General features: G+C 37.1%; 23 protein-coding genes and 1 pseudogene. 8 read left to right on the top strand and 16 right to left on the bottom strand.

The window, feature by feature from the left end:
• Window positions 1–91 precede the first annotated feature (91 nt).
• From rbsB to hcp, 3 genes are all read right to left on the bottom strand, one after another.
• Entirely contained in the window at window positions 92–1,006 is a 915-nt protein-coding gene (rbsB, locus tag ACZ41W_RS05145) for a ribose ABC transporter substrate-binding protein RbsB (RefSeq protein ID WP_464313815.1), read from the bottom strand.
• Between the two features lies 1 nt (window position 1,007).
• Entirely contained in the window at window positions 1,008–2,657 is a 1,650-nt protein-coding gene (locus tag ACZ41W_RS05150) for an HD domain-containing phosphohydrolase (RefSeq protein ID WP_464313816.1), read from the bottom strand.
• 287 nt (window positions 2,658–2,944) lie between these two features.
• A complete protein-coding gene (gene hcp / locus ACZ41W_RS05155; protein WP_464313817.1) occupies window positions 2,945–4,573 on the bottom strand; it encodes a hydroxylamine reductase in 1,629 nt (542 codons plus the stop codon).
• A gap of 242 nt (window positions 4,574–4,815) precedes the next feature.
• Between hcp and ACZ41W_RS05160 the strand changes: the two genes are divergently transcribed.
• The 3 genes from ACZ41W_RS05160 (at window position 4,816) to ACZ41W_RS05170 (ending at window position 7,320) form a co-directional block, all read left to right on the top strand.
• Window positions 4,816–5,721 carry a helix-turn-helix transcriptional regulator gene (locus ACZ41W_RS05160; protein ID WP_464313818.1) on the top strand — a complete coding sequence of 302 codons (906 nt, stop codon included), beginning with the start codon at window positions 4,816–4,818 and terminating at the stop codon, window positions 5,719–5,721.
• 145 nt (window positions 5,722–5,866) lie between these two features.
• Window positions 5,867–6,409 (top strand): ClbS/DfsB family four-helix bundle protein, encoded by a 543-nt coding sequence (locus ACZ41W_RS05165; RefSeq protein ID WP_464313819.1) that lies wholly within the window; start codon window positions 5,867–5,869, stop codon window positions 6,407–6,409.
• Between the two features lie 92 nt (window positions 6,410–6,501).
• Window positions 6,502–7,320 carry a MerR family transcriptional regulator gene (locus ACZ41W_RS05170; protein ID WP_464313820.1) on the top strand — a complete coding sequence of 273 codons (819 nt, stop codon included), beginning with the start codon at window positions 6,502–6,504 and terminating at the stop codon, window positions 7,318–7,320.
• A gap of 127 nt (window positions 7,321–7,447) precedes the next feature.
• Here ACZ41W_RS05170 and ACZ41W_RS05175 read toward each other — a convergent pair.
• From ACZ41W_RS05175 to ACZ41W_RS05190, 4 genes and pseudogenes are all read right to left on the bottom strand, one after another.
• Window positions 7,448–7,969 (bottom strand): annotated as a pseudogene (locus ACZ41W_RS05175) (carbon starvation CstA family protein); the annotation flags it as partial.
• Complete coding sequence (locus tag ACZ41W_RS05180) at window positions 7,959–8,576, bottom strand: LytS/YhcK type 5TM receptor domain-containing protein (protein ID WP_464313821.1); 618 nt, start codon at window positions 8,574–8,576, stop codon at window positions 7,959–7,961. The gene ACZ41W_RS05180 and the pseudogene ACZ41W_RS05175, both read right to left, overlap by 11 nt.
• Window positions 8,576–9,193, bottom strand: a complete 618-nt coding sequence (locus ACZ41W_RS05185) for a DUF6273 domain-containing protein (protein WP_464313822.1) — start codon at window positions 9,191–9,193, stop codon at window positions 8,576–8,578. Before ACZ41W_RS05185 ends, ACZ41W_RS05180 begins: the two co-directional genes overlap by 1 nt.
• 60 nt (window positions 9,194–9,253) lie before the next feature.
• The gene (locus ACZ41W_RS05190) at window positions 9,254–9,766 is read right to left on the bottom strand and encodes an SOUL family heme-binding protein (RefSeq protein ID WP_464313823.1); all 513 of its coding nucleotides are present in this window, start codon (window positions 9,764–9,766) and stop codon (window positions 9,254–9,256) included.
• Window positions 9,767–10,099: 333 nt separating this feature from the next.
• On the opposite strand from ACZ41W_RS05190, the gene ACZ41W_RS05195 reads away from it, so the two are divergent.
• The 4 genes from ACZ41W_RS05195 to ACZ41W_RS05210 are packed head-to-tail and all read left to right on the top strand — an operon-like array spanning window position 10,100 to window position 13,107.
• Window positions 10,100–11,227 carry a helix-turn-helix domain-containing protein gene (locus ACZ41W_RS05195; protein ID WP_464313824.1) on the top strand — a complete coding sequence of 376 codons (1,128 nt, stop codon included), beginning with the start codon at window positions 10,100–10,102 and terminating at the stop codon, window positions 11,225–11,227.
• Window positions 11,220–11,429, top strand: coding sequence for a PLDc N-terminal domain-containing protein (locus tag ACZ41W_RS05200; protein WP_464313825.1), 210 nt, complete (start codon window positions 11,220–11,222; stop codon window positions 11,427–11,429). Before ACZ41W_RS05195 ends, ACZ41W_RS05200 begins: the two co-directional genes overlap by 8 nt.
• A complete protein-coding gene (locus ACZ41W_RS05205) occupies window positions 11,429–12,346 on the top strand; it encodes an ABC transporter ATP-binding protein (RefSeq protein ID WP_464313826.1) in 918 nt (305 codons plus the stop codon). The genes ACZ41W_RS05200 and ACZ41W_RS05205 overlap by 1 nt, the downstream gene beginning before the upstream one ends.
• Entirely contained in the window at window positions 12,343–13,107 is a 765-nt protein-coding gene (locus ACZ41W_RS05210) for an ABC transporter permease (RefSeq protein WP_464313827.1), read from the top strand. The genes ACZ41W_RS05205 and ACZ41W_RS05210 overlap by 4 nt, the downstream gene beginning before the upstream one ends.
• 148 nt (window positions 13,108–13,255) lie before the next feature.
• Here the strand turns inward: ACZ41W_RS05210 and ACZ41W_RS05215 are convergent, their stop codons facing one another.
• From ACZ41W_RS05215 to ACZ41W_RS05240, 6 genes are all read right to left on the bottom strand, one after another.
• Window positions 13,256–14,350, bottom strand: a complete 1,095-nt coding sequence (locus ACZ41W_RS05215) for a GGDEF domain-containing protein (RefSeq protein WP_464313828.1) — start codon at window positions 14,348–14,350, stop codon at window positions 13,256–13,258.
• A 155-nt stretch (window positions 14,351–14,505) separates the two neighbouring features.
• Entirely contained in the window at window positions 14,506–15,228 is a 723-nt protein-coding gene (locus ACZ41W_RS05220) for a DUF5131 family protein (protein WP_464313829.1), read from the bottom strand.
• Between the two features lie 28 nt (window positions 15,229–15,256).
• On the bottom strand, window positions 15,257–15,871 hold the full coding sequence (locus ACZ41W_RS05225; protein WP_464313830.1) for an indolepyruvate oxidoreductase subunit beta: 615 nt from the start codon (window positions 15,869–15,871) through the stop codon (window positions 15,257–15,259).
• A gap of 6 nt (window positions 15,872–15,877) precedes the next feature.
• Window positions 15,878–17,698 carry a thiamine pyrophosphate-dependent enzyme gene (locus tag ACZ41W_RS05230; RefSeq protein WP_464314274.1) on the bottom strand — a complete coding sequence of 607 codons (1,821 nt, stop codon included), beginning with the start codon at window positions 17,696–17,698 and terminating at the stop codon, window positions 15,878–15,880.
• A 53-nt stretch (window positions 17,699–17,751) separates the two neighbouring features.
• Entirely contained in the window at window positions 17,752–18,249 is a 498-nt protein-coding gene (locus ACZ41W_RS05235; protein WP_464313831.1) for a DUF1801 domain-containing protein, read from the bottom strand.
• Window positions 18,250–18,377: 128 nt separating this feature from the next.
• Window positions 18,378–18,947 (bottom strand): hypothetical protein, encoded by a 570-nt coding sequence (locus tag ACZ41W_RS05240; RefSeq protein ID WP_464313832.1) that lies wholly within the window; start codon window positions 18,945–18,947, stop codon window positions 18,378–18,380.
• A gap of 125 nt (window positions 18,948–19,072) precedes the next feature.
• Between ACZ41W_RS05240 and ACZ41W_RS05245 the strand changes: the two genes are divergently transcribed.
• On the top strand, window positions 19,073–19,414 hold the full coding sequence (locus tag ACZ41W_RS05245) for a DUF2834 domain-containing protein (protein ID WP_464313833.1): 342 nt from the start codon (window positions 19,073–19,075) through the stop codon (window positions 19,412–19,414).
• Window positions 19,415–19,539: 125 nt separating this feature from the next.
• Here ACZ41W_RS05245 and ACZ41W_RS05250 read toward each other — a convergent pair whose 3' ends face one another.
• From ACZ41W_RS05250 to ACZ41W_RS05260, 3 genes are all read right to left on the bottom strand, one after another.
• Window positions 19,540–20,178, bottom strand: a complete 639-nt coding sequence (locus tag ACZ41W_RS05250; RefSeq protein ID WP_464313834.1) for an alpha/beta fold hydrolase — start codon at window positions 20,176–20,178, stop codon at window positions 19,540–19,542.
• 20 nt (window positions 20,179–20,198) lie between these two features.
• On the bottom strand, window positions 20,199–21,638 hold the full coding sequence (locus ACZ41W_RS05255; protein WP_464313835.1) for a DEAD/DEAH box helicase: 1,440 nt from the start codon (window positions 21,636–21,638) through the stop codon (window positions 20,199–20,201).
• A gap of 157 nt (window positions 21,639–21,795) precedes the next feature.
• The gene (locus ACZ41W_RS05260; protein WP_464313836.1) at window positions 21,796–22,716 is read right to left on the bottom strand and encodes a Fic family protein; all 921 of its coding nucleotides are present in this window, start codon (window positions 22,714–22,716) and stop codon (window positions 21,796–21,798) included.
• Window positions 22,717–22,876 lie beyond the last annotated feature (160 nt).

Genomic DNA, 22,876 nt, shown 5'->3' on the forward strand with positions numbered 1-22,876 from the left:
TACGTTGTTTCTTACTCAGGTTTTAAACGTCCTTACATTTGTGCTTACATTTGAATTACATTGAATACGCATTTTAGTTTACAATCAAAGATCATTTTGTAATTAGCTTCAAATCAACTAAATACAGCGAATCCACCTGCTTATCGTTGAGATATTGATCCGCAATATGAACTCCTAAATTTCCAATTTGACTAGGTTGTTGAGCAATTGTTGCATCCATCTCGCCCTCGTTAATTGCAACTAGAGCATCTAAAATCCCATCAAATCCAACCACGATAATGGATCTACCACTTGCATCAATTGCTTGAATTGCACCGAGCGCCATTTCATCATTGTGTGCAAAAACTGCTTGAATATCACTATAATTCTTTAAAACATCTTCCATGACATATAAACCAATCGCTCGATCAAAACTGCCCGATTGAGAATAAACAACCTTAAGGTCAGGATAACTATTGAGTCTTTCGTTAAAACCTTGACTACGTTCTAATGCAGCTGAGGTTCCAACAATTCCTTCTAATTCAATAATTTTACCATTTCCAGACAGTTGATCATTCAGAAAATCAGCTGCCATTGCGCCTCCAGCTACATTATCGGATGCAATATGAGAAACAATTGATCCTTTATCAACAGTTCTATCTAGTGTAATCACCGGAATTCCAGCCGTATTTGCTACTTCAACAGAACTTATTGATTGACTTGAATCACAGGGATTTAATAGAATTATTTTAACTCCCATTTCTATTAAAGTATTGATATTGCTTAACTCTTTATCTACATCATTCTGCGAATCTAATATAATGAATTCATAATCCAGTTCACTAGCGGCTAACTCTGCGCCTTCCTTTAGTTCTATAAAAAAAGGATTGTTAAGTGTGGACACCACCAAACCGATCATGTCTGGGGTGTCGCTATTTTCTAATGAAATTTCCTTTGAATCTGAACATCCACATAATAAACTAGAAGCCAAAGTTATGATTACTAAAATAACGAATATTTTTTTCATGCTACAATGCCTCCTCGTCCTCTTTCGATTCAACTAAATCCATAAATATGTCCACTAATTCTGGATCAAACTGAGTGCCTTTGCCGTTTATTAGTTCTTGTCTCACTCTATCCATACTCAGTGGCGTCATTCGATATGAACGTCGTGTCGTCATTGCATCAAACGAATCTGAAATGCATAAAATTCTTGCCATCAATAAAATATTTTCACCCTTGAGCCCCATTGGATATCCTGTTCCATCGAATTTCTCATGATGCTGATGAATGACTTCTGTCGCCTTTGCAAGTGAGGAGACACCACTTACAATTTGAGATCCAATCTTGGGATGCAACTTCATTATTTCAAACTCTTCGTCTGTTAATTTGTCTGCTTTATTCAGTATATTGCTTGGAACGCCTAATTTTCCAATATCATGAAGCATCGCAGCAAGCGCCAAATCATTAAGTTCTGAGCTAGACATCCCAATTATTTCACCGATCCTCAAAGAAATTTTTGTCACTCGCTCACAGTGCCCTTTTGTATATTCATCATTCGCTTCAATTGCATTTGACAAGACTTGAATGAGTTCATCACCTTGTCCTCTAATTCTCTCAATCATTTGGTTCAACGTATGGCTAATAACAACTAACTCATTAGGCGTATTTTCAGAAAATACAATGGAATCAATTTGTTCAGTTAATCCAAATTTTCCGATGATATCCACCAATTTATCAATTGGTTTTGTCGCGTATGTTTGAATTCTTGACGATAACCACATTACAGCAATTAGCATGATGACAATTACAACAATGACAGAGATAAGCATATTTTTCTGGAGAGTCTTAAGTTCGGAAACTGGTATAATACTTAAAATATACCACCCAGTCTTTAATCCTCTATTACCATATATTTTATAGTCCTCATTATATAAATTAATTTGTTCGCTTGATTTCATCTCAATTAACTGCTTGACATCTTCAGGTGATTTTCTCAGCTTATATCTGAGTGGTGTATACTGTCCAAAAATTATATTCCCTGCACCATCTGAAACCACAAGAGTTCCATCAATCCTCAAATGAATTCCAGACAGAATAATTTCCAATTTTTCTGGGTTTATGTCAACCACAATAACTGCAAGTACTTTGTTGGAATCTGGATGAATGACAGCCATGGAATATGACAAAAATGGTGAATCTGACTTTTGAAATGTCTGACTATTTGTACTCAAGACAACTTTATTTGGTAAAGCTAAGGCACTCTTATAGGCTATTGAAGTTCTCAAATCATTTTGTTCATGTAATTTATTTACAATGCCCTCTTTGTCAATGACTTGTCCATCATTCAACACTAAATAAATTCTTTCAATCTGGGTAAATTGCGTTTCAAACCGTCTCATTTCTTTCCCAATTTCTTCATAATGAATCGTGTCTGTCGCAGTATTCATAACTTTTATACTGTCTGCAATTACTTTTACAAGACTTCTGCTTGTTGTATCGAAGTCATCAATAACCGCTTGAATCGTCATAAGTGAATCGTTGGCACTCGTATCAACTTCTTTACTGTATACATCAATTTCACTGACATAAGCATAAATACCCAGTATTAAAATAGGAAGTGCTGCAGAAAAAAACATTAATCTAAGTATTATTTTATGTAAACTTTTATTTTTCACGGAAAGATACCTCGCACATTTATATTTGTAATTATTCTGTAAAACTTATTAATTTAGCATCTTTTTAGCCTTAATATACGCTTAAGCTCACACCTACTTCCATGAAATTTCAGTTCATTTTTACTTATTTTACAACCGTATTCTTTAGATTACCCTCTATTCATATTAATTAATCAATTGTTATAAAAATCATACTATTTATCTAATGATGAATCCAACATCGTCAATTAAAAAAGCAGCCTCAAAATCGAGACTGCTTTCATCACTATCATTCGGATGTTTATATATTAATCCATGAAAAGTTTAATATCATCCTCAACTGTTCCAATTCCTGCGATTCCAAAGTTTTCAACTAACACTTTTGCGACATTTGCAGATAAGAAACCTGGTAATGTTGGGCCTAAATGAATATTTTTAACACCTAAATATAAAAGTGCAAGTAATACGATTACAGCTTTTTGCTCGTACCACGCGATATTAAAGGCAATCGGTAAATCGTTGATATCTTCAGCACCAAAAATTTCTTTTAACTTCAGAGCGATTACTGCTAATGAGTATGAGTCGTTACATTGTCCAGCATCGAGAACTCTTGGAATACCGCCAATGTCACCAAGAGGCAATTTGTTATAGCGGTATTTCGCACATCCAGCTGTTAAAATAACGGTATCTTTTGGCAATTTTTCAGCAAATTCAGTATAATACTCTCTCGATTTCATTCTGCCATCACAACCAGCCATGACGAAGAACTTCTTGATAGCACCAGATTTTACTGCATCAACAACTTGATCCGCCAAGGCAAATACTTGTTCATGCGCAAATCCACCGACGATTGATCCCGATTCGATTTCTGTTGGTGGCGGACACTTTTTAGCATGTTCAATCACAGCAGTGAAATCTTTTTTGCCATTTTTATCGGCAATAATGTGCATACAACCTGGGAACCCTGAAGCGCCTGATGTGTAAATTTTGTTTTTGAGTTCTTCTGTTCTAGGCGGAACGATACAGTTTGTCGTAAATAAAATTGGTCCATTAAATGGTCCAAATTCATCCACTTGACGCCACCATGATCCACCGTAGTTTCCTGCGAAGTGATCGTATTTTTTAAAGAACGGATAATAATGAGCAGGTAACATTTCACTATGTGTGTATACGTCTACTCCAGTTCCTTTTGTTTGCTCTAACAATTGTTCTAAGTCGGTTAAATCATGTCCTGAAATCAAGATCCCCGGATTGTTTCTAACACCGATGTTGACTGTCGTCAATTCAGGATGACCATATCGAGAAGTATTAGCATCATCTAAAAGTGCCATTGCCGCAACGCCAAATTGACCTGTTTTTAATGTTAATGCCACTAACTGATCCGCTGTGAGTGTATCGTCTAATGTTGCAACAAGCGCCTCATAGATAAATCCATATATATCCTGATTTTCTTTCCCTATATTAAGTGCATGATGCGTGTAAGCTGCCATCCCTTTCAAACCATAAATAATGAGTTCTCTCAGCGAACGAACATCCTCATTTTCAGTTGAAAGAACGCCTACAAGCGAAGCTTTATCAAGCATCGATTGGCGATCTGTCACTGTAAAGTTTCCTGCATCGTGTAGTGGAATATCACCTAGGCTTTCTATTAAATCATCTCTGAGTCTTAGAACATTATGTACTTGCATTTCAATCGCAATTTCGTCAAAATTCGCATTTGTAATGGTCATAAAAAGGCTTTTAATCACTTCGTGATTGACTTCACCAAGAGATGACGTGTTCATTTGACCTTTAGTTACCACTTCACTTACGCCTTTACATGCGTAAATCAATAAATCTTGAAGTTTTGCGACTTCTTCGTTCTTACCGCAAACGCCTTTAACTGTACATCCAGTATTTTTTGCAGTCTCTTGACATTGAAAACAGAACATACTCATAATCACACCTCCATAAAAATCGTCTACTATCAGACACGTAAAATACTTCTGTGCATAATTAAACGCTTACATTAATGACATTTTTATTTCTGCACACGATATATTTCCATCTTTCATTCCCCCTTTACCCTTTAGATCTTATAAAAATCATAAAATTCATTTTTGATTCTCATTAACTTGAATAAAATAATTTTCTAAGAAGAATTGTAGTATACTTAACTTAACAAAACACGAGGTGAATTATGCATAGCCATCGATTATTTGAGATGATCTATATTTTGATAGAACGAAAAAAAGTAACAGCGCGATTTTTAGCAGAACATTTTGAAGTTTCTGAGCGAACGATACTAAGGGACTTAGATGTTTTGACGTTAGCTGGAATTCCCATCTATACTTCAAAAGGCAAAGGCGGTGGCATATTCATAGATGAGCATTTCATTCTTGACAAAGCTGCTTTTACTGATGAAGAACAAAATCAAATTCTGATTGGCTTACAAAGTTTAGCGTCTACGAAATTTATTGAATCCAGTGGTCTAGAGTCAAAATTGAGTGCTCTATTTCATAAATCTGAGACAAACTGGATCGAAGTTGATTTTTCACGTTGGGGAAGCGCAACGTCCGATCACATAAAATTTGAAACTTTAAAAACTGCTGTGACTGAACACAAAATTTTGTCATTTGAGTATGCAAGCACCTATGGTGAAATTACCATGAGAACGGTTCATCCGATGAAACTTATATACAAGTCCAATGCTTGGTACCTTGTTGCACACTGCAAAACAAAGCAATCCACTCGAACTTTTAAGATTTCAAGAATGCATCATCTCGTGCTTCATCATGAATTTTTTGTTCCCCAATCGCTGGCGGTTACGACAGAATCAGTTCAAGAAACATCTCAATCTGAATGGATTCATTTAAAGTTGCAATTTGCTCAGTCCGTAGCTTATCGTATCTATGATGAATTCGATGAAAATCAAATTCAAAAAAATTCTGATGGCACTTATAACATTTGTGTTCAGGTTCCTAAAGACCGTTGGCTATACGGATTTCTTTTATCCTTTGGAACGGATATAAAGATTCTTGAACCCCTATGTCTTAAAGATGAACTCTATCAACACATTAAAACGCTTGAAACATTTTACGCATAAAAGCGATGATGGATGATGAACCCACTCAGTTTATATTTTGATCATTTTCTTTTTTAATATGACACGCTGTTGTCATATTATCTTTTGTATAATAAAACTAACCAATCCCTTCCATACATTATGAAGACAATAGGAGGTCAATCCAATGCCAAGAGCAACTACAAAAGAAGATTTACTTAAGTCTGCACAGACACAATATGAAAAATTATGGGACATCATCCACCGCTTATCCGATGAAGAAAAACAGGCTACTTTTCATTTCGATGGAATTTCGAATCTGAAAGAGGCACATTGGAATCGAGATCAAAATCTAAGAGATGTTCTTATACACTTATATGAATGGCATCAATTACTTCTCAACTGGGTACAGTCTAATCTCGCAGGTGTTTCAAAACCGTTTCTACCCGAGCCTTATAACTGGAAAAACTATGGACAGATGAACGTTGCTTTTTGGGAAAAACATCAGAATACAACACTGGATGATGCCACTACGTTCCTTAATGAAAGCCACCAACAAGTTTTAGAGTTAATCGATCGGTTTACAAACGAAGAGTTATTTGCTAAAAATGCGCTTCCTTGGACAGGAACTTCACCCCTTGGTAGTTACTGCACCTCAGCAACAGCGAGCCATTATGATTGGGCGATTAAAAAAGTAAAACTGCATACAAAAGTTCTTCACACGCAATAATAATATTTTTAATTTTCGTATTGACTCTAACACAATGGTATACTTTATACTAAAAATGAGCTCAAACAAACACATATATGTGAGGTTATTTCATGTTAAAAATAGGAGATTTTTCAAAGTTATCAAGGATTAGCATCAGAATGTTGAGACATTACGACGAGATGGCATTACTCGTTCCACAATTGATTGATCCCTCTACAAATTATCGCTACTATAGCGAAGAGCAACTGCTCATAGCGAATAGAATAATATCCCTTAAAGATATGGGATTTGGTCTTTCAGCAATTGTGGAAATACTTAACTGTTATGATGATTCACATGCGTTGTCTGAGTATCTAAAAATTAAACAAACTGAATTAGAAGAACAAAGCAAAGAAATCAGTCAACGAATACGCCTCCTTGAAACGACAATCACACGTTTAAGAAAGGATGATACTGCTATGAAATATAATGTCGTATTAAAAACTATGCCCGAAAGATATGTTGCAAGTGTCCGTAAAGTTATACCGTCTTATCAACATGAAGGAATGCTTTGGAATACACTCATGTCAGAAACTGCTCAAAATAACTTACAACAAGCATGTGTAGGTGAAGGGATGGCAATTTTCCATGATGAAGGATTTAAAGAAAGTGATGTCGATGTAGAAATTCAAGTAGCTGTTAAAGGAACCTTTGAAAATACCGAACATGTAGTATTTAAAACAGTTCCTGAGATCAAATTTGCCTCTTCAACGTACAAAGGAAGTTACGAGCAACTAACGGATGTCAACCTTGCAGTTGCTCATTGGGTAAATGACAACGGATATTCCTTTGACGGTTCCATGTTCTGCATCTACCATGTCAGCCCTGCACAAACTCAAAATCCAGACGAACTTGTAACTGAAGTGTGTTACCCAATTAGACCCAACTAAAATGAATTAACAGACTTATCCACTAAGCAAAAGCGGCTCGCTATAATGAGATAGCGAGCCGCTTTTTTATGCTAACAAATATTCAATTATTGATTTAATACTTTTGGTTTAACTATTTGCTTTTAGTTTAACTATTTGCTTTTTCTCCAGCTAATCTTGCCTTTCCTTCCATAGTAGCTTTCATCATAAAAAAGGCAAATGTGATCACTGCAACTGCAATTCCAACTGGAATTCCAATACTTTCTGACATTTTAAAACCTTCTGGAGCAACGATTATATAGGATGTTACCACTGCAGTCATAAAAGTTGCAGGAATTGATGCGATCCAGTGTGGTTTTGCATTTTTATATAGATATGCTGCTGAAGTCCATAAAACAATGGTCGCTAATGTTTGGTTTGACCAAGCAAAATATCTCCATACAATCGTAAAATCAATAAAGCAAAGACCTATACCCACTGCAAATAAAGGAACTGCAATTAAAAATCTACTTCTAAGCTTTTCTTGTTTGTAATTAAAAGCATCTGCAATAACAAGTCTTGCGCTTCTAAATGCTGTATCACCCGATGTAATTGGCGCAGCTACAACTCCAAGAATGGCTAAAACGCCACCAAAACCGCCAAGCAAAGTCGTCGAAATATCATTTACTACAACTTACGTCTTTAAAATTCAGTGCTTCCTGTATAGTTTCTGTTTGAAGTGTTTCTTTTGTCTTTTGCGTCCATATAAGTCCACCTGGACGATGATGATCCTCTCCAGCACCAATATGAGATAAAATCATGGATGTATCGGTTATTGCCACTGCATCATAATGTGCCATTTTCGCAGAAGCATTATCATTTTCGTCATAAATTTGTTGAACAAAATATAGAAACATCCCTACGCCAAATGCATTTAAAAATGTCCTCGGTAAAATAATAATCTTCACAAGGGCAAGTGCTTGATCAAAAGGTGTGGCTAATACTAAAATGATGCCTATTTGAATCACTTCAACGATTATGCCAATCAGGAATCCTTTATAATACCGTTTAGGCGATTTCTTTTTGGCATATCCACCCATAATTCCTGCAATAATCGTGGAAACACCACATGAAAACGCCGTTAGGTCGCCGCCTTCAAATAGGAACATTCTGTGTAAACCAGCAATAACACCAGATAAGGTCCCAACAAAAGGCCCTCCAATTATTCCGGATAAAAGTACTGGTATCGTTCTGGAATTAGCGACACCTCCAGAAACAGGTGTCCCCATGATGGTCATTATGACACAACTTTAATCCAAACAGAGGGTCTCACACCACCTTTGGTATCGTTGGTGATGGGATGGATGACATTGGTATTTCTCCTTGCCACGCCATTCCCCTGAATGCCAATATTCCCATCTCCATGGATGTAGACAGCCACTTTATTATTTTTCCCAGGAGTCCGTACCCACCACCACCAAGATGAATTTAGATATCTTGCTCGCCGTTTGATATTGTTTTCATCTTTTCTTTGGAACCAATAGCGTTGATTTTTCGCAGGGAAATCCAATAAGCGACTGCTATTTCCAAAATAAAATCTCACAACTTCATCCATGGACAACAGAAAAACATAGTCTTTCGTTTCTTCGCCTCCATGAGACTTATACCAATTATTCTCTGGATTCAAATTAATCGTCGGAAGAATTCTTGCGCGATCATTTTCATTGAAAGACTGATAAAACGTGCTATTAAGATAAGCTCGTATTTCAGAGTCTTTCCAAGTAATCTCTTTCAACTGATGATGATAATCTCTCTGTTCAATAATCTCTTCTGTAATCAACAACATTTGATCGTCTTTTATTTCTAAAATTCGCCAAGTATAATCCCCAAATGTAACTAATTCACCCACTGTCATCTGAATTCTCCTTTTTTGACTTTATTATATCATCTGGGGCATTTCAGAACAAGCGTTCTGTTATAAGGTTTTCTGTATTTTTACCATTATTTCATTTCGCCTAAAAATACCGGGTATAAAAGGGGCATTATATAATGCCAATTTGTCGTTTGACTGCACAAGCCATTCATTTTTTTCAATCCAACGATGCAATTTGTCTGCTTGTTCGTGTTCAATTAAAGTTGTTGATTTCCCACTGTAAATGATAACTGCGTAAAAACCTGCCTCAAATTCAATGACGCTTAAATGACTGTCTTTCGGCTTAGGAATTTTTTCCCCGAGCTCCTTAGGCACGACAAATGCCATTTTTTTCTTATTTTGTTCCATTTCTTCAATCACTGGAATGGTCATTTTAATTTTACGATGATCTTCATTATTATTACCAATGTACGAAAACAACGTATTAAATCCATCATCAATTTCTGGATCAGCATCGTTGTCGTACTCTACTAAATAAAAGGACGGGTATTTTCTTAACTCAAAAGGCTCTTCTTTTTGAATTAGTTCATAATCTGGTGTTTCATAATGGCTCATATCATCACCTCCTTATATGAGTTATACCCCTTTTGAATGCATCCATTTCAAACAACTATTATATACTCAAACTCCGGCAAAGTATCGCCAAAGTATCATCGAAGTATCGCCAAAGTATCATCGAAGTATCGCTGCAGTTGATTTTATTAACCAAAATATAGTTTAAATCCATTTACTCTTTTCCCATGTAAGCATATATTAGAATTAAAGATTGATACGACAATCGTATGATAGTTTGATAGTTTGATAGTTTGATAGTTTGATAGTTTGATCGTATGATAGTTTGATCAAATGACAAAGTTCAGAATGAAACCATAGAGAAATGAGGTTAACATGAGAGAAATCAATATTGCAAATGTCATCATAGCAAAACGGAAAGAAAAGTCCATTACACAAGATACGCTTGCTGAGCACATGGGGGTCACCAAAGCTTCTGTTTCCAAATGGGAAACGGCTCAAAGCTATCCTGATATTACTTTACTGCCTATGCTAGCGACGTATTTTAACATCAGCATTGATGAACTGATGGGGTATATGCCTCAGATGACCAAGGAAGACATTCAAAAGACCTATCGAAGACTTATGCTCGATTTTGAAACAAAATCATTTGATGAAGTCTACGAAAATTCACAGCAAATGATCAAAAAGTATTATGCTTGTTTCCCATTTTTACTGCAGATGGCATTACTTTATCTGAATCATCACATGTTGGCTGGCGAACGACCAAAACAACTTGCTGTACTATCAGAATCCATTGAGTTATGTAGACGGATCAAATTAGAGTGTGAGGACGTCTGGATTGTCAAACAAGCGAACTCGTTTGAAGCACTTGGATTTTTGATGCAAGGTGATCCTGTTTCCGCTATCGATCTATTAGAACACACGATAAAACCGATCATGGGCGATGAATCAACTCTCGCCTCTGCTTATCAGATGATGGGAGAACGTTCAAAAGCAAAATCGGTATTACAAATATGTATGTATCAGCACTTAATGAGTTTTATTGGCATGGCTCCATTGTATTTTCAAGTCGTCGATCATACTTTGGACAGTTTTAATCTAATCCTCGATCGCTTGATGACGGTGACGAACAGTTTTAACTTAGAAGCTCTCAATCCCAATGTCATGGCTCAATTATATTATGCTTCCGCTATCGTCTATGACCAATTAAATGCACGCAATCAAGTTCTAGAAATGCTTGAGAAATATACACATGTCTGTCTTTCCATGAAATTTCCGCTTCGTTTCGAGGGTGATGATTTTTTTGATGCTCTTGAGAGTTGGTTTCAAGATTTTGACCTTGGAAACCACGCCCCGAGGGGTGAAAAAGTCATCAAAGACAGTATGCTTTTGGGACTGACTCAGAATCCAATCTTTTTAAAATATCAAGAGGAAATTCGTTATATCCAGTGTCTCAACAAACTCAAATACTATGTACAAGGAGGTCATTCAAATGAATGAATTAATGAATGAAATGATGCCCTATTTACCCATACTGGTTCCGATTATCATACTAGAGCTTTCGCTGACAATTGCTGCCTTAATCCATGTTTTAACGCATAAAAGCTACAAATTTGGCAATCGACCCTTCTGGATTTTCATGAGTTTCATCCAAATTATAGGACCAATTGTTTACTTTATTTTCGGAAGAGGTGACGAATAATGGATCTCCTTAAAATTGATTCTTTACACAAAAGTTTTGGAGATCACATCGTCCTGAATGACCTAAATTTGACCGTTAAAGAAGGTTCGATTTTCGGTTTTATCGGTCAAAACGGTGCAGGTAAAACGACTACGATGAAGATGATTCTTGGACTCTTAAGCATCGACTCAGGCAAAATTGAAGTCTGTGGTGAGCCAGTGAGATACGGTCAAAATAAAACCAATTCATTTATTGGTTATTTACCAGATGTACCAGAATTTTATCACTACATGAAACCTTCAGAGTATCTGAAACTTTGTGCTGAGATTACCGGATTGCCTCGCTCATCTTATAAAAATCGAATTTCTGAACTCCTTGAAATGGTCGGTTTAGAACATGCGAACAAACGCATTGGAGGTTTTTCTAGAGGGATGAAGCAGAGACTGGGCATCGCACAAGCACTTTTAAATGAACCAAAACTTCTAATCTGCGACGAGCCAACATCCGCTCTTGACCCTATTGGACGAAAAGAAATTTTAGATATTCTCTTAAAAGTAAAAGGGAAAACCACCGTTATTTTCTCAACGCATATATTATCTGATGTAGAACGTATCTGTGATGAAATCGCCGTTTTGCATGAAGGAAAAATTGCACTTTCCGGTACAATTCCCGAACTAAAAGCAAGACATCGACAAGATAAGGTATTGATAGAATTCAGTTCCATGACTGATAAAATGAAATTTATGTCGTGTGATATGGCTCATGCGCTAAGCGAGTATATGACGGAAACCGATCTTTGTGTCCATTTCATGGCACCAAATATAGCCTCCATTCAACAAGCTTTGCTTCGCTGCCTCGTTGATCAAAACATCTTTCCACTAAGACTAGAGCGCATTGAACCCAGTATTGAAAATCTTTTCATTGAGGTGGTCTCATGAAAGCCTTTTTTGCATTTACAAAAAAAGAGTGGATGGAAAGCATTCGAACTTATAAATTTTTTATTCTTGTGACCTTATTCGTGCTGTTTGGATTTTTAAATCCCTTCGCTGCAAAGGTCATGCCTGAACTTTTAAAATCATTTTTACCGGAAGGAATGACCCTCACTATGGCGCCACCAGCTGCAATCGATTCATGGATGCAATTTTTCAAGAACATTTCTCAGATGGGATTGATCATTCTTGTCGTGATGTTCAGCGGATCGATGGCAACCGAACTCAGCAAAGGAACCTTGATTAACATCCTTACTAAAGGACTGCCAAGACGAACTGTTATTCTCTCAAAGATGATGGCGTCACTGAGCCTATGGACACTCTCTTACGTCCTCTGCGTCTTGCTTACGTACTTTTATACTGCATATTTTTGGTCAATGGATGGTATCTCAAATCTATTTTTATCCCTATTTGGACTTTGGTTATTTGGTGCTTTACTTCTATCGTTGGTAATACTTGGAGGTATTCTGTTTAAAAATATCTATGGGAATCTGCTATTGACAGGAGCGACTGTGACTATACTCAATCTCATCAACCTTTTTCCGAAAGCCGTGCGTTTTAATCCCGTGACACTTTCGACACAAAATGTTGCGCTACTGTCTAACGCAATTAAAACTTCGGATTTTATAGTGGCGATGAGTGTATGTACACTACTAATCGCAGCTACTTTGTCTATCTCTATTTTGATATTCAATAAAAAGCAAGTATAAGACAATTGTGGAAACTGCATAATTACCTTTTAAGTGTGAAAATCATGTATTATTCAATTTAGATTTATGCAATTTTCTAATCTAAAAAAATCTCCTACAATAGTGACACATTGATGTGACACATGATGTAGGAGATTTTTGTATTCATTTAAATATTTGATTGTTTGTTGATAGAGCGCTTATTCTGATACATGCGTTCATCCGCTAGTTTAAGTAGTTGTGTATAATCCATGCCTTCTCCGCGTTTATTTATGCTATATCCCTGTGAAACGGTGGGTAAAATATCCCATTTTGTTCTCATATCAGCGAGCATTTTCATCATTTTTTGAATATGGGTTTCTAGTTTTGTTGGATCGACTTCATCACTGATGATGACAAACTCATCACCACCTAAACGGTAACATTTATAATGTCTGCCAAATGATTCTTTGATCACTGCAGCAATTTGCTCGATCACGCGGTCACCGCAATCGTGACCATACGTATCATTAATGCGCTTAAAGTCATCAATATCGATCATGATCACACTGAGATTTTTTTCTTTTATAAGCCCTTTCACTACAGAGTCCAAAGCTGCCCGATTATAGAGTCCCGACAAAGTATCGAAACTTCTATCAAATTCAGACATCATGAGAAAATAGAGGAATAAAGTCAAAGTGATACAATGCCACGAAGAATAAATACTCGGATTCACGACCTGAATACTTGTCCCAACTATGGAAAAAAGAAATAATGCCATCATTTTTCCCTTTATTGGATAATTGTGCCTTCTACCAATATCGAGAGTACTCATCACGAGTATAAGGTAATTGAACACATACACCATGATAAATATGAAGAAGAAATCTCCACGCATGTACTGATTCGCCGCATCTATATAGAAAATCCATCTAAAAACTGGAGAAAATCCCGTTGCGAGAATATTGATAATGGCTGGGATAAACAATATTTTGTGGGTTGTCAAAATCCTATTATCAAATATCAGAGTAATGGCAATCGGAATCAAAGGCGCAAGTGAAAATCCAATCACGTTAAACACCATGTGTAAGCTGCGTAAATCTAGGCTCGCATGATTGGCTATTATGGTACCAAATTCCGAAAAAATAATCACGATCGTTAATAGAATACTCATCACAAATGGGCTTTTTCGTTCCCGATTCAATGATGTTCCCGTCCAAAGCATGCTGAGCAAAAAAAGAAGTGCAACTACATCAATGCTGTATGTAGCTATATATAAAGCCATGAATTCCTCCAAAATTTGTTTTAATTTAACAATTAATTGAACACTCATTTTCATTATACAAAATTCGGAATGTTTCGTCTATCATAGATGATGATGCATACGAATCAAATTTTAGCTGACACTATCAAAATAAGCACATAAAATTGGTACAACTCTTAAAACAATTTTTTCCCATCTAAAATGTCAATGTCACATTCCTTTGCCACTCCAGTTTGCTTAAATGGATTGATTTTTTCAACGACTCCATCTCGCTTAAAATAAGACCCTGAATTTTTAAACCAAAAGGTGACATTTGCATTAACGCATTGCTCACGAATATCTAAAACCCACTCATAATCGCATTCGCGCGCATCACGGCCCGATTCACCGCCAACTGTAACGTGATCAACACCGTGAAGATATGGCGTTAAATTGATCGCTTCTAATAGTGGTGCACAAGCGATGAAGCGCCTTTTGATTGGATACGAGAGGAATAATGGCAGTCTATAATCTGCTGCTTCTTGATTTTCAACTGTACAGCCGATGTTTACATTGTCATACCCTTCCCCCCAATCGTCTGGCAGCGAGACAAGAAATCGATCGACCCGTTTAGTTAAAATTAAAAAATCAATATCTGATCGTTCCTTAATCATTGCCCAAACTTCTTGACGCCATTCATCTGCTTCGGGAAGAAAAAAATCTGTTGCAAAGCAAGTCGCCAGAATTTTATCACCTTTGATATTATACTCACCTTTTGCCGTTTTTCTTATGGGCCAGTCAAATTTATCTGTCTTTTGAATGGTATTTTGACCATACCCTTTCGCATGTGGCCCATAAAAATAACAGTTGGTGCAGCCATCACTTATTTTGTAACATCCCGTCCACGGCTCCCAGTTCATGTGTATCCCCCTTAATGATTATACGTCTCTACCAAGTGTATCCTATCTTAAATGCCTCTAAATTGAGCTGTATCATTTTTTCAGGCACATTATTGCGGATGGCATTTTCCCAATGAATCACATCTATTTCCGGAAGATTCTTGGCTAAAACACCCACTAAAAATGTATTTGCAACTTTCGGACTGCCTATTTGACGTCCTTTTTCATTGGCATCAAATGCAATCACCTGATATTTTTGAGATAACTCGGCTTCAATATTCATTGGATACTCTGCTTTTTCAAATACAACAGGTACCGGTGGAATTTGAGACGTATTGAGAATAACCATTCCTCCATCTTTTAACATTCCACTCCACCGATATCCTTCTAATGGCTCAAGTCCAAGCAAAACATCTGCGCATCCTTGAGGTATATTGGGCGACTGAACTTGAGTTCCTATGCGGACACTTCCCCACACCTTGCCACCTCTTTGAGAAAGACCTATGACGTCATTGGATTTAAAGTCAAATCCTGCATTAAAAGCGGCATAACAAATGAGTTTCGTCGTTAGCACCAAGCCTTGACCACCTACTCCAGCCAAAAGTATATTCTTTGTCATATTTGTCATATTCATCGTATTCATCGTATTCATCGTATTCATCATTTCTATCTACTCTCCTTTCTCAATTGACACGGCCTGATTCACCCGTTTAATTGCACCGACAGGGCATACCTGTGAACATACGGAACACCCCACGCACATGTCAGGGTTGATAGACGATTTCATTTTCTCAATTCCATCATAATGCTTCAGCAAAAGTGGTGGGCAATTGGTTTTAATACACGTTTTGCAGCCAATGCACACGTTTGGATCCACATAAAATGGCGTTTCTTTGACTTTAAAGTTAAGTGCACACGGCCTAGTGGTCATGACAATGGAAAGTCCTTCAAATTTGATTTCTTCTTCAATGACTTTTTTGGTTTCTTTATAATCAAACTGATCGACAATACGGATACGATCAAATCCCATAGCTGATAACAAATCAGGGATTTTTACATTCATATCCGCTCCCGTCTTCCAGTAAGGTCCAGAGCTTGCCGATGGTTGCCCGCCTGTCATGGCAGTGAGGCCATTATTCAATATAATCACCGTCATATTCAAATCCGGATCCAGTTGATGTAGCATATTGACCATCCCAGTCATTCCTGAATGAAAAAATGTCCCATCTCCTATCACGTTAACTAAAGGCTCTTTGATATTTCCTAATTGATATGCCTTGCTAAGTCCTTTCATAATTCCAAGAGATGCCCCCATAGAAATAATCGAAGAACTTACTTCAATTGGATATAAGACAGCCAATGAATAACATCCGATATCGCCGATGACTTTTGCTTTACTTTTTTTCAGAATGTCAAAGACAGGTCTATGAGGACATCCTGCGCAGAAAAGTGCTGGACGATTGACAGTTTCCACAGCTACTGAAGTGTTTGGCTTCACTTCAGCAAGTGCACCAGCTGTTGCCAATCCTTTTTCAATCAGCTCTGTCGTAAGTTCTCCTGTAAATGGAAAATATGCCTTCCCCTCACAAGAAATGCCCGCTATTTTGATCTCGTTTTCAATAAACGGCGTCATTTCTTCTATAACAATAACCTTTTCATATTTTTCTGACAACGCTTTCAATTTCCCCACTGGTAATGGGTAGACCATTCCCAACTTATAAATACTCAGATCCGTATCGAGTTCCTTTAAATGATAATAAGGAAGTCCTGATGTCACGATTAAAAAGTCTTTTCGACCACTATGCGAAGGCTCATACTGATTGATATCAAAACCGATCGCATCCGTCTCTAAGTTTTCGATGCGCTCTTTCATCACATATTGTTTTGCAAATGTATTGGGCGGTATCATCCCGTAATCTTTGATATCGCCATTAAACCCAGAGACTGGCTTTTCGATACGCTCCTTTGTATGCACAACTCCACGGCTGTGACACACTCGGCTAGTGATTCGAATGAGCGTTGGCATCGTATATTTTTCACTGATTTCATATGCAAATTTCACATAGTCAATGGCTTCCTGACTGCTTCCTGGGTCAAAAATTGCCATATTGGCAAACTTGCCGAGATGTCGATTGTCCTGTTCATTCTGAGACGATGCCATCCCTGGATCGTCTCCAGTCACAAGGACAAATCCACCGTGAATCTTAGTCTGAGTAAATGTCATCAATGGATCCATGGCTACATTGACACCGACGTGCTTCATAGTTGCCATGGCCCTTGCACCTGCAAAAGACCCTCCTATTGCCACTTCAAGAGCGACTTTTTCATTGACGGAAAACTCGGAATACGCTTCTGGATACTGATGTTTGATGGTTTCCATCATTTCAACTGTTGGCGATCCCGGATAACTTGTCGCAATTAATCCACCTGCTTCATAAAAACCTCTTGCAATTGCTTCATTGCCTGTCATGGTCGTTTTCAATCGATTCACCTCTTTCGATAGATTTTGATCTACTTTCATTGATTCAGTTGATTCAGTTGATTCTATTTATTTGGTTTGTTCGCTTCGTACATTTGAATATATGCTTCAACCGTTAGTTTTGAGCAGAGCTCCCCCACTAACTCCAGTGGAAGTTTATCGATTTTTTTAAATCGGATACAGCTTTTCCCCATATCAAGCTTGCCGATATTCAAAGCTTCATAAGACTTTACAAACCATTCGAGCAAGGATTGATCCGCATAGATTCCAAGATGATAAAATGCTATATATCCCTTCTGATTCGCAAGTGCAATAAACGGTAGTGGCTCTTTTGGATTCACATGATACCCCTTTGAATAAAGCGTATGTGGCACGACATATCCAATCATGCCATACTGGATTGTCTCCTGATACCCCTCAGGTAAATTCGCTTGAATCACTTGTCTTAATTGTTCTAATGCCACTTGTCGCTCTATAGGCTGCATCGCAATATAATCTTCAGGTGTACTATATTGGACTTTAATTGAGCTGTTTAACGGAGTTTTTTCTACTGACTTACTCATTTTTAACCTACCTTTTAATTGTTCGCATTTTAACATGATTCAATTAAGTTGCTTATATTCATTTACCTATGTTTAGGGCTCTTTAAACATGAAATTAGTGAATCATGTCTTCAAAAGCATTATGTTTTTCACATTAAGAGTGCTCTTTTTTTTACAGCACTTAATTCATCTAGAGCGCCTATCGCAAGCGTAATCCTATTATTCATATTAATCTTATTAAGAAAAACGAAGCCTTCGGTTAAAGCATATAAAAGCGATGTCATTCCTTCATAATTTTCAGTTTCTTTTGGCTGATAGATGGTTTTTAACCATTCCATATATGTTTCTCCTATTTCTTTACCAATAGAAACATAAGGTTCTTCTCCCTTTGATGATAAATGTACAATCTCAAACCATAAATTTAAATATGGCCCAAAACTCGGTTCTTTTAATGCTTGATTAATATAATGTAAGCAATCAGAGAATTCCATTCTAAGCTGAGAATTTCCACCTAATAAACAGATTAGTTGTCGGTTAAGAGTATTGAGTACATGAACCATAATTTCTGATTTGTCTTTAAAATAATGCATCAGCATTCTATCACTTGTCAAAGCTGCCTCAGCCATTTTTTTTAGGCTTGAATCCGAGATTCCATTGACTAAAACATACTCGGAAATTCGTTCTATATATTTTTCTTTTTTTAATTCAAAACTTTCCATACTTCACCTCAAAGTTCATTTTATTTAAATGCAAAACAAATAAGTCACTATTGACAAACAAATGTAGTGTGTGCTACATTATACCATGTAGTGGACACTACATTCAAATTTTAAGGAGGATTCATATGAATTTAGATAAAAATTCATCGTTTGTAGATTCAATTCCAAAACCGATTTTACTTCTCATCATTGTACCATTCACAATTTTAACCATTATTGCCACGAGACAATTTGGACTGATTGGCATTTTTAAGGAGGGACTGCAAAACTCAGCAACCACACAAATTTTGCTAGATTTAGTCATTTGTGCTTTTTTCTTTATAGTTTGGCTAAGACAAGATGCCCTGAGAATGAATCGAAACTTTCCTTTTTGGCTTGTCATTACTTTGGCTTTTGGCTCTTTTGGGCCACTTTTATATCTTTTGACTCGAAAAACAAACCATTCTAAAAAAACTGCGTCCAACTAAATGCTAATTCACAAAAAAATGCAAAATACTTTTGTTTAAGTCACATGACAAAAGTATTTTGCATTTGAAATTCTTCACATCAAGGAGAAGAAATCTTTTCTACTTGATGGATTCGCTCGAGCATATTAACTTTCTAATATCTCCTCAATCATTTCATTAAGCTCACGAGGATTCTCTACCATCATCATATGGCACGCATTATGAATAAATCGAATCTCTAATCTTGATAATGCATCTTTTGGTAAATTTAAGTCATCAATTTGATGTTCATAATCTGGTTGATTTCGATCGCCATAAATCGCATAGACTCTTTGAGTCAATTCTTCTAAGTAAGGTGTAAAGTCGAAATCCTCTTGTATTGATTTAAATAACGTTGATGGATAAAACTTACTTTCTTCTTTGAACATGGAAATCATTTCATCACCAAATTCATTCATATGCGCATCGGTCATTAGATTTCGATAAAATTCGTTCGCTGGTCTCAAATTCGTGTCTAAGTAGATAATCTTATGAAACGTCATTTTATATTTTGTAGCCAATTGCAATGCCACGATGCCACCAAGACTGTGTCCAATAACCGCATCATAAGACTGATGATGATACTGTTCATACACCCAGTTTGAAATAACCTCTACCTCATTTGCTTCTTGTGTGATCGAGTGTGGATATTCTACATAATCCACTTCATATCTTTCTAAATATGGCCGAAGCCTGTCCCAAACCTTGCTTGTGCAATTAACGCCATAAAGCAGTAATAATCTCATTTTGACTCCTTGTGTAATTACTATTCATTCGCCCGACTGACTTTTCTCAGGCGTCCTTTGATCTCTTTGGATTGAAGCGCTTTGTAGACCATCTCGCCTTTGTTATTGAGGATTTCGATGAATGTAGAAACGTCTACAATGGTGATAATTCCGATGTCGTCTGCTGTGACGCCTTCTATACTACAGATTGCACCGACTACATCACCGGCACGCATTTTGGTTTTCTTCCCTGCGTTGATGTGGAGTTTGAGGATGCCTTCTGACAGTAGTGCACTTTTATCTGTTTTCACCAACCGCTCCGTTTCAAGTGTCTCCATATGGTCCTGTTTTGCTGCTTCGACCTGTTCTAAAGACGGTGGCGTTTTTTCGGGAATCTCTTCCTCTATCAATGTCTCTATCAGTCTCAGCATGTTTCGTTCGCTCGGAGATACGAGGCTAATGGCAATGCCTTCATCTCCTTTTCGTCCCGTCCGACCAATTCTGTGGACGTAGACTTCTGGTTCCTCTGGGAGTTCATAGTTAACAACCAATGAGATATTGTCGATGTCGATACCTCGGGCTGCCACATCTGTCGCTACAAGGTATCTAAATCCACCTTTTCTAAACCTTTGCATCACCTTCGTGCGATCGTCCTGTTCCATCCCGCCATGAAGTTTTTCACACGGATAGCCTTCTTTTTGCAGCGCTTCACTAACGGCATCAACTTCGTTACGAGTATTACAGAATATCATACAGCTTTCAGGGTTCACCACAGAAATCACATCAAATAGTAGCGTCATCTTCTGTTTTTTTTGAACGTCATATAACCATTGATCGATGGCAGGTTTTTGTATGGAATCTTCAATCTCGACAAACTCAGGATTATTTAAGGTTTTTTCACAAAGTGTCGCAATTTTCTCAGGAATCGTTGCCGATAACAGCGTCGTGACATGATTGGACGGCAGTAAACTGATGATGTCTTCTATCTGTTCAATAAAGCCCATATTCAGCATTTCATCGGCTTCATCTAAGACGAAATACTGAATGCGGCTTAGGCATAAGGTGCCTCTATCTAAGTGATCAAGGATGCGCCCCGGAGTACCGACCACGACGTGAACTCTCTCTTTTAGAGTTTTGATTTGCGCTCGAATCGGTGACTTGCCATATATCGCAGCCACTTTGATTCGTTTGAACCTACCAAGATTAAAGATTTCTTCTTTTACTTGTTCTGCCAGTTCGCGCGTTGGCGTTAATACTAAGACCTGAGGTTCTCTTTCTTCCCAAGTGATTTGATTGAGAATCGGTATTGCAAATGCAGCTGTCTTGCCACTACCCGTCTGTGACTTAATGACGAGATCGCGCCCTTCTAGAATCTTCGGTATCGCCACTTCCTGTACAGGAGTCGCCTGTTCATATCCCAATAAGTTGATGGATTTTAGTAGGACTTCATCTAGTCCCATGTTTTCAAATTTTTTATTCATACACTCTCTTTTCTAAAAATCAATAGATATGGTTCCGTCGTTTGTATTTGCAAATGCCACTACTTCCTTTTTCAATTCAGGCGTGTGGACTTCATAATAAAAAAATAAGCTGATTTTCCCTTGTATGACCTTCAACTTAGCCCCTAAATGATGTTTCTTACTCCAATAAAGATAGCCAAAGCTTTTCTGATTCAATCACTAATCCTGCAACGAACTCAAGAAATGGCTGATAATCCATTGTGGTATGTGCGTGGTCCAACACTTCATAATAATGTGCTCTATTTTCATTTTTTATTATAATGGGTGTATAACCACTTTTCATAAGTTCAAAGTTCAGTAGAAGTCTTGACGTTCTCCCATTTCCATCAATAAAAGGATGAATTTTTACAAATTCCCCATGAAGTAAAGTTGCTTTTAATACTGGATGAAATTTCTTCCACTCTTCTTTATATTCTAAAATAAGGTTCTGCATGTATAAATCAATTTCATAATGCTTAGGCGGAATATGAACAGCTCCTCCAATCACTACGTTTTCCGTCCTATATTTACCTGCATTCAGTGCATCTATCTCCTTAAGAATGAGTCCATGAATGCTCTTTATATTCCATTCGGACAAACACTCGTTCGTCTCAATAAGTTCTTCGATAAACAATATTGCCTCTCTGTGGTTGATCGCCTCAAGGTGTTCTACAACACTTTTACCACCGATGGTTATTCCCTCTAGAACAACTTTCGTTTCCGATAATGTCAATGTATTCCCTTCAATGGCATTACTGTTATAGGTCCATTCTATAATCAACTTTTCATGTAACGACTCTGCTAGTCGCTTAGAAAATGGTCTATTTTGATCGATTCTTTCTTTCATTTCATCAATTTCACTAAAATCATACCCAATGCCCTTATATGATTTTTTTTGACTGATTCTTGCATCGATTGGCTTAGCAGCAGCATACGGAATTGACCAGTTTCTGCCAAACTTCACAGCCCCTTCTATTCTTCCTTCTGTACATAATACGCGTATTCTTCTGTCGCTGATTTGCCACTTTTCACTCGCTTCAGTCACACTCATATATTTCATGAAAAATCACCTCATAAATATAATATACCGATATCGGAATATTGTAAACATCGCTCTATTTCCCAAAATCAATTTATTTTTGGGAAGCAGAATGATTTTCACATAAAAAAGCCTCTGAAGGGCATATATTCATTCAGTGGCTTAAATTATTGATATTACT

Source organism: Fusibacter fontis (assembly GCF_055378735.1).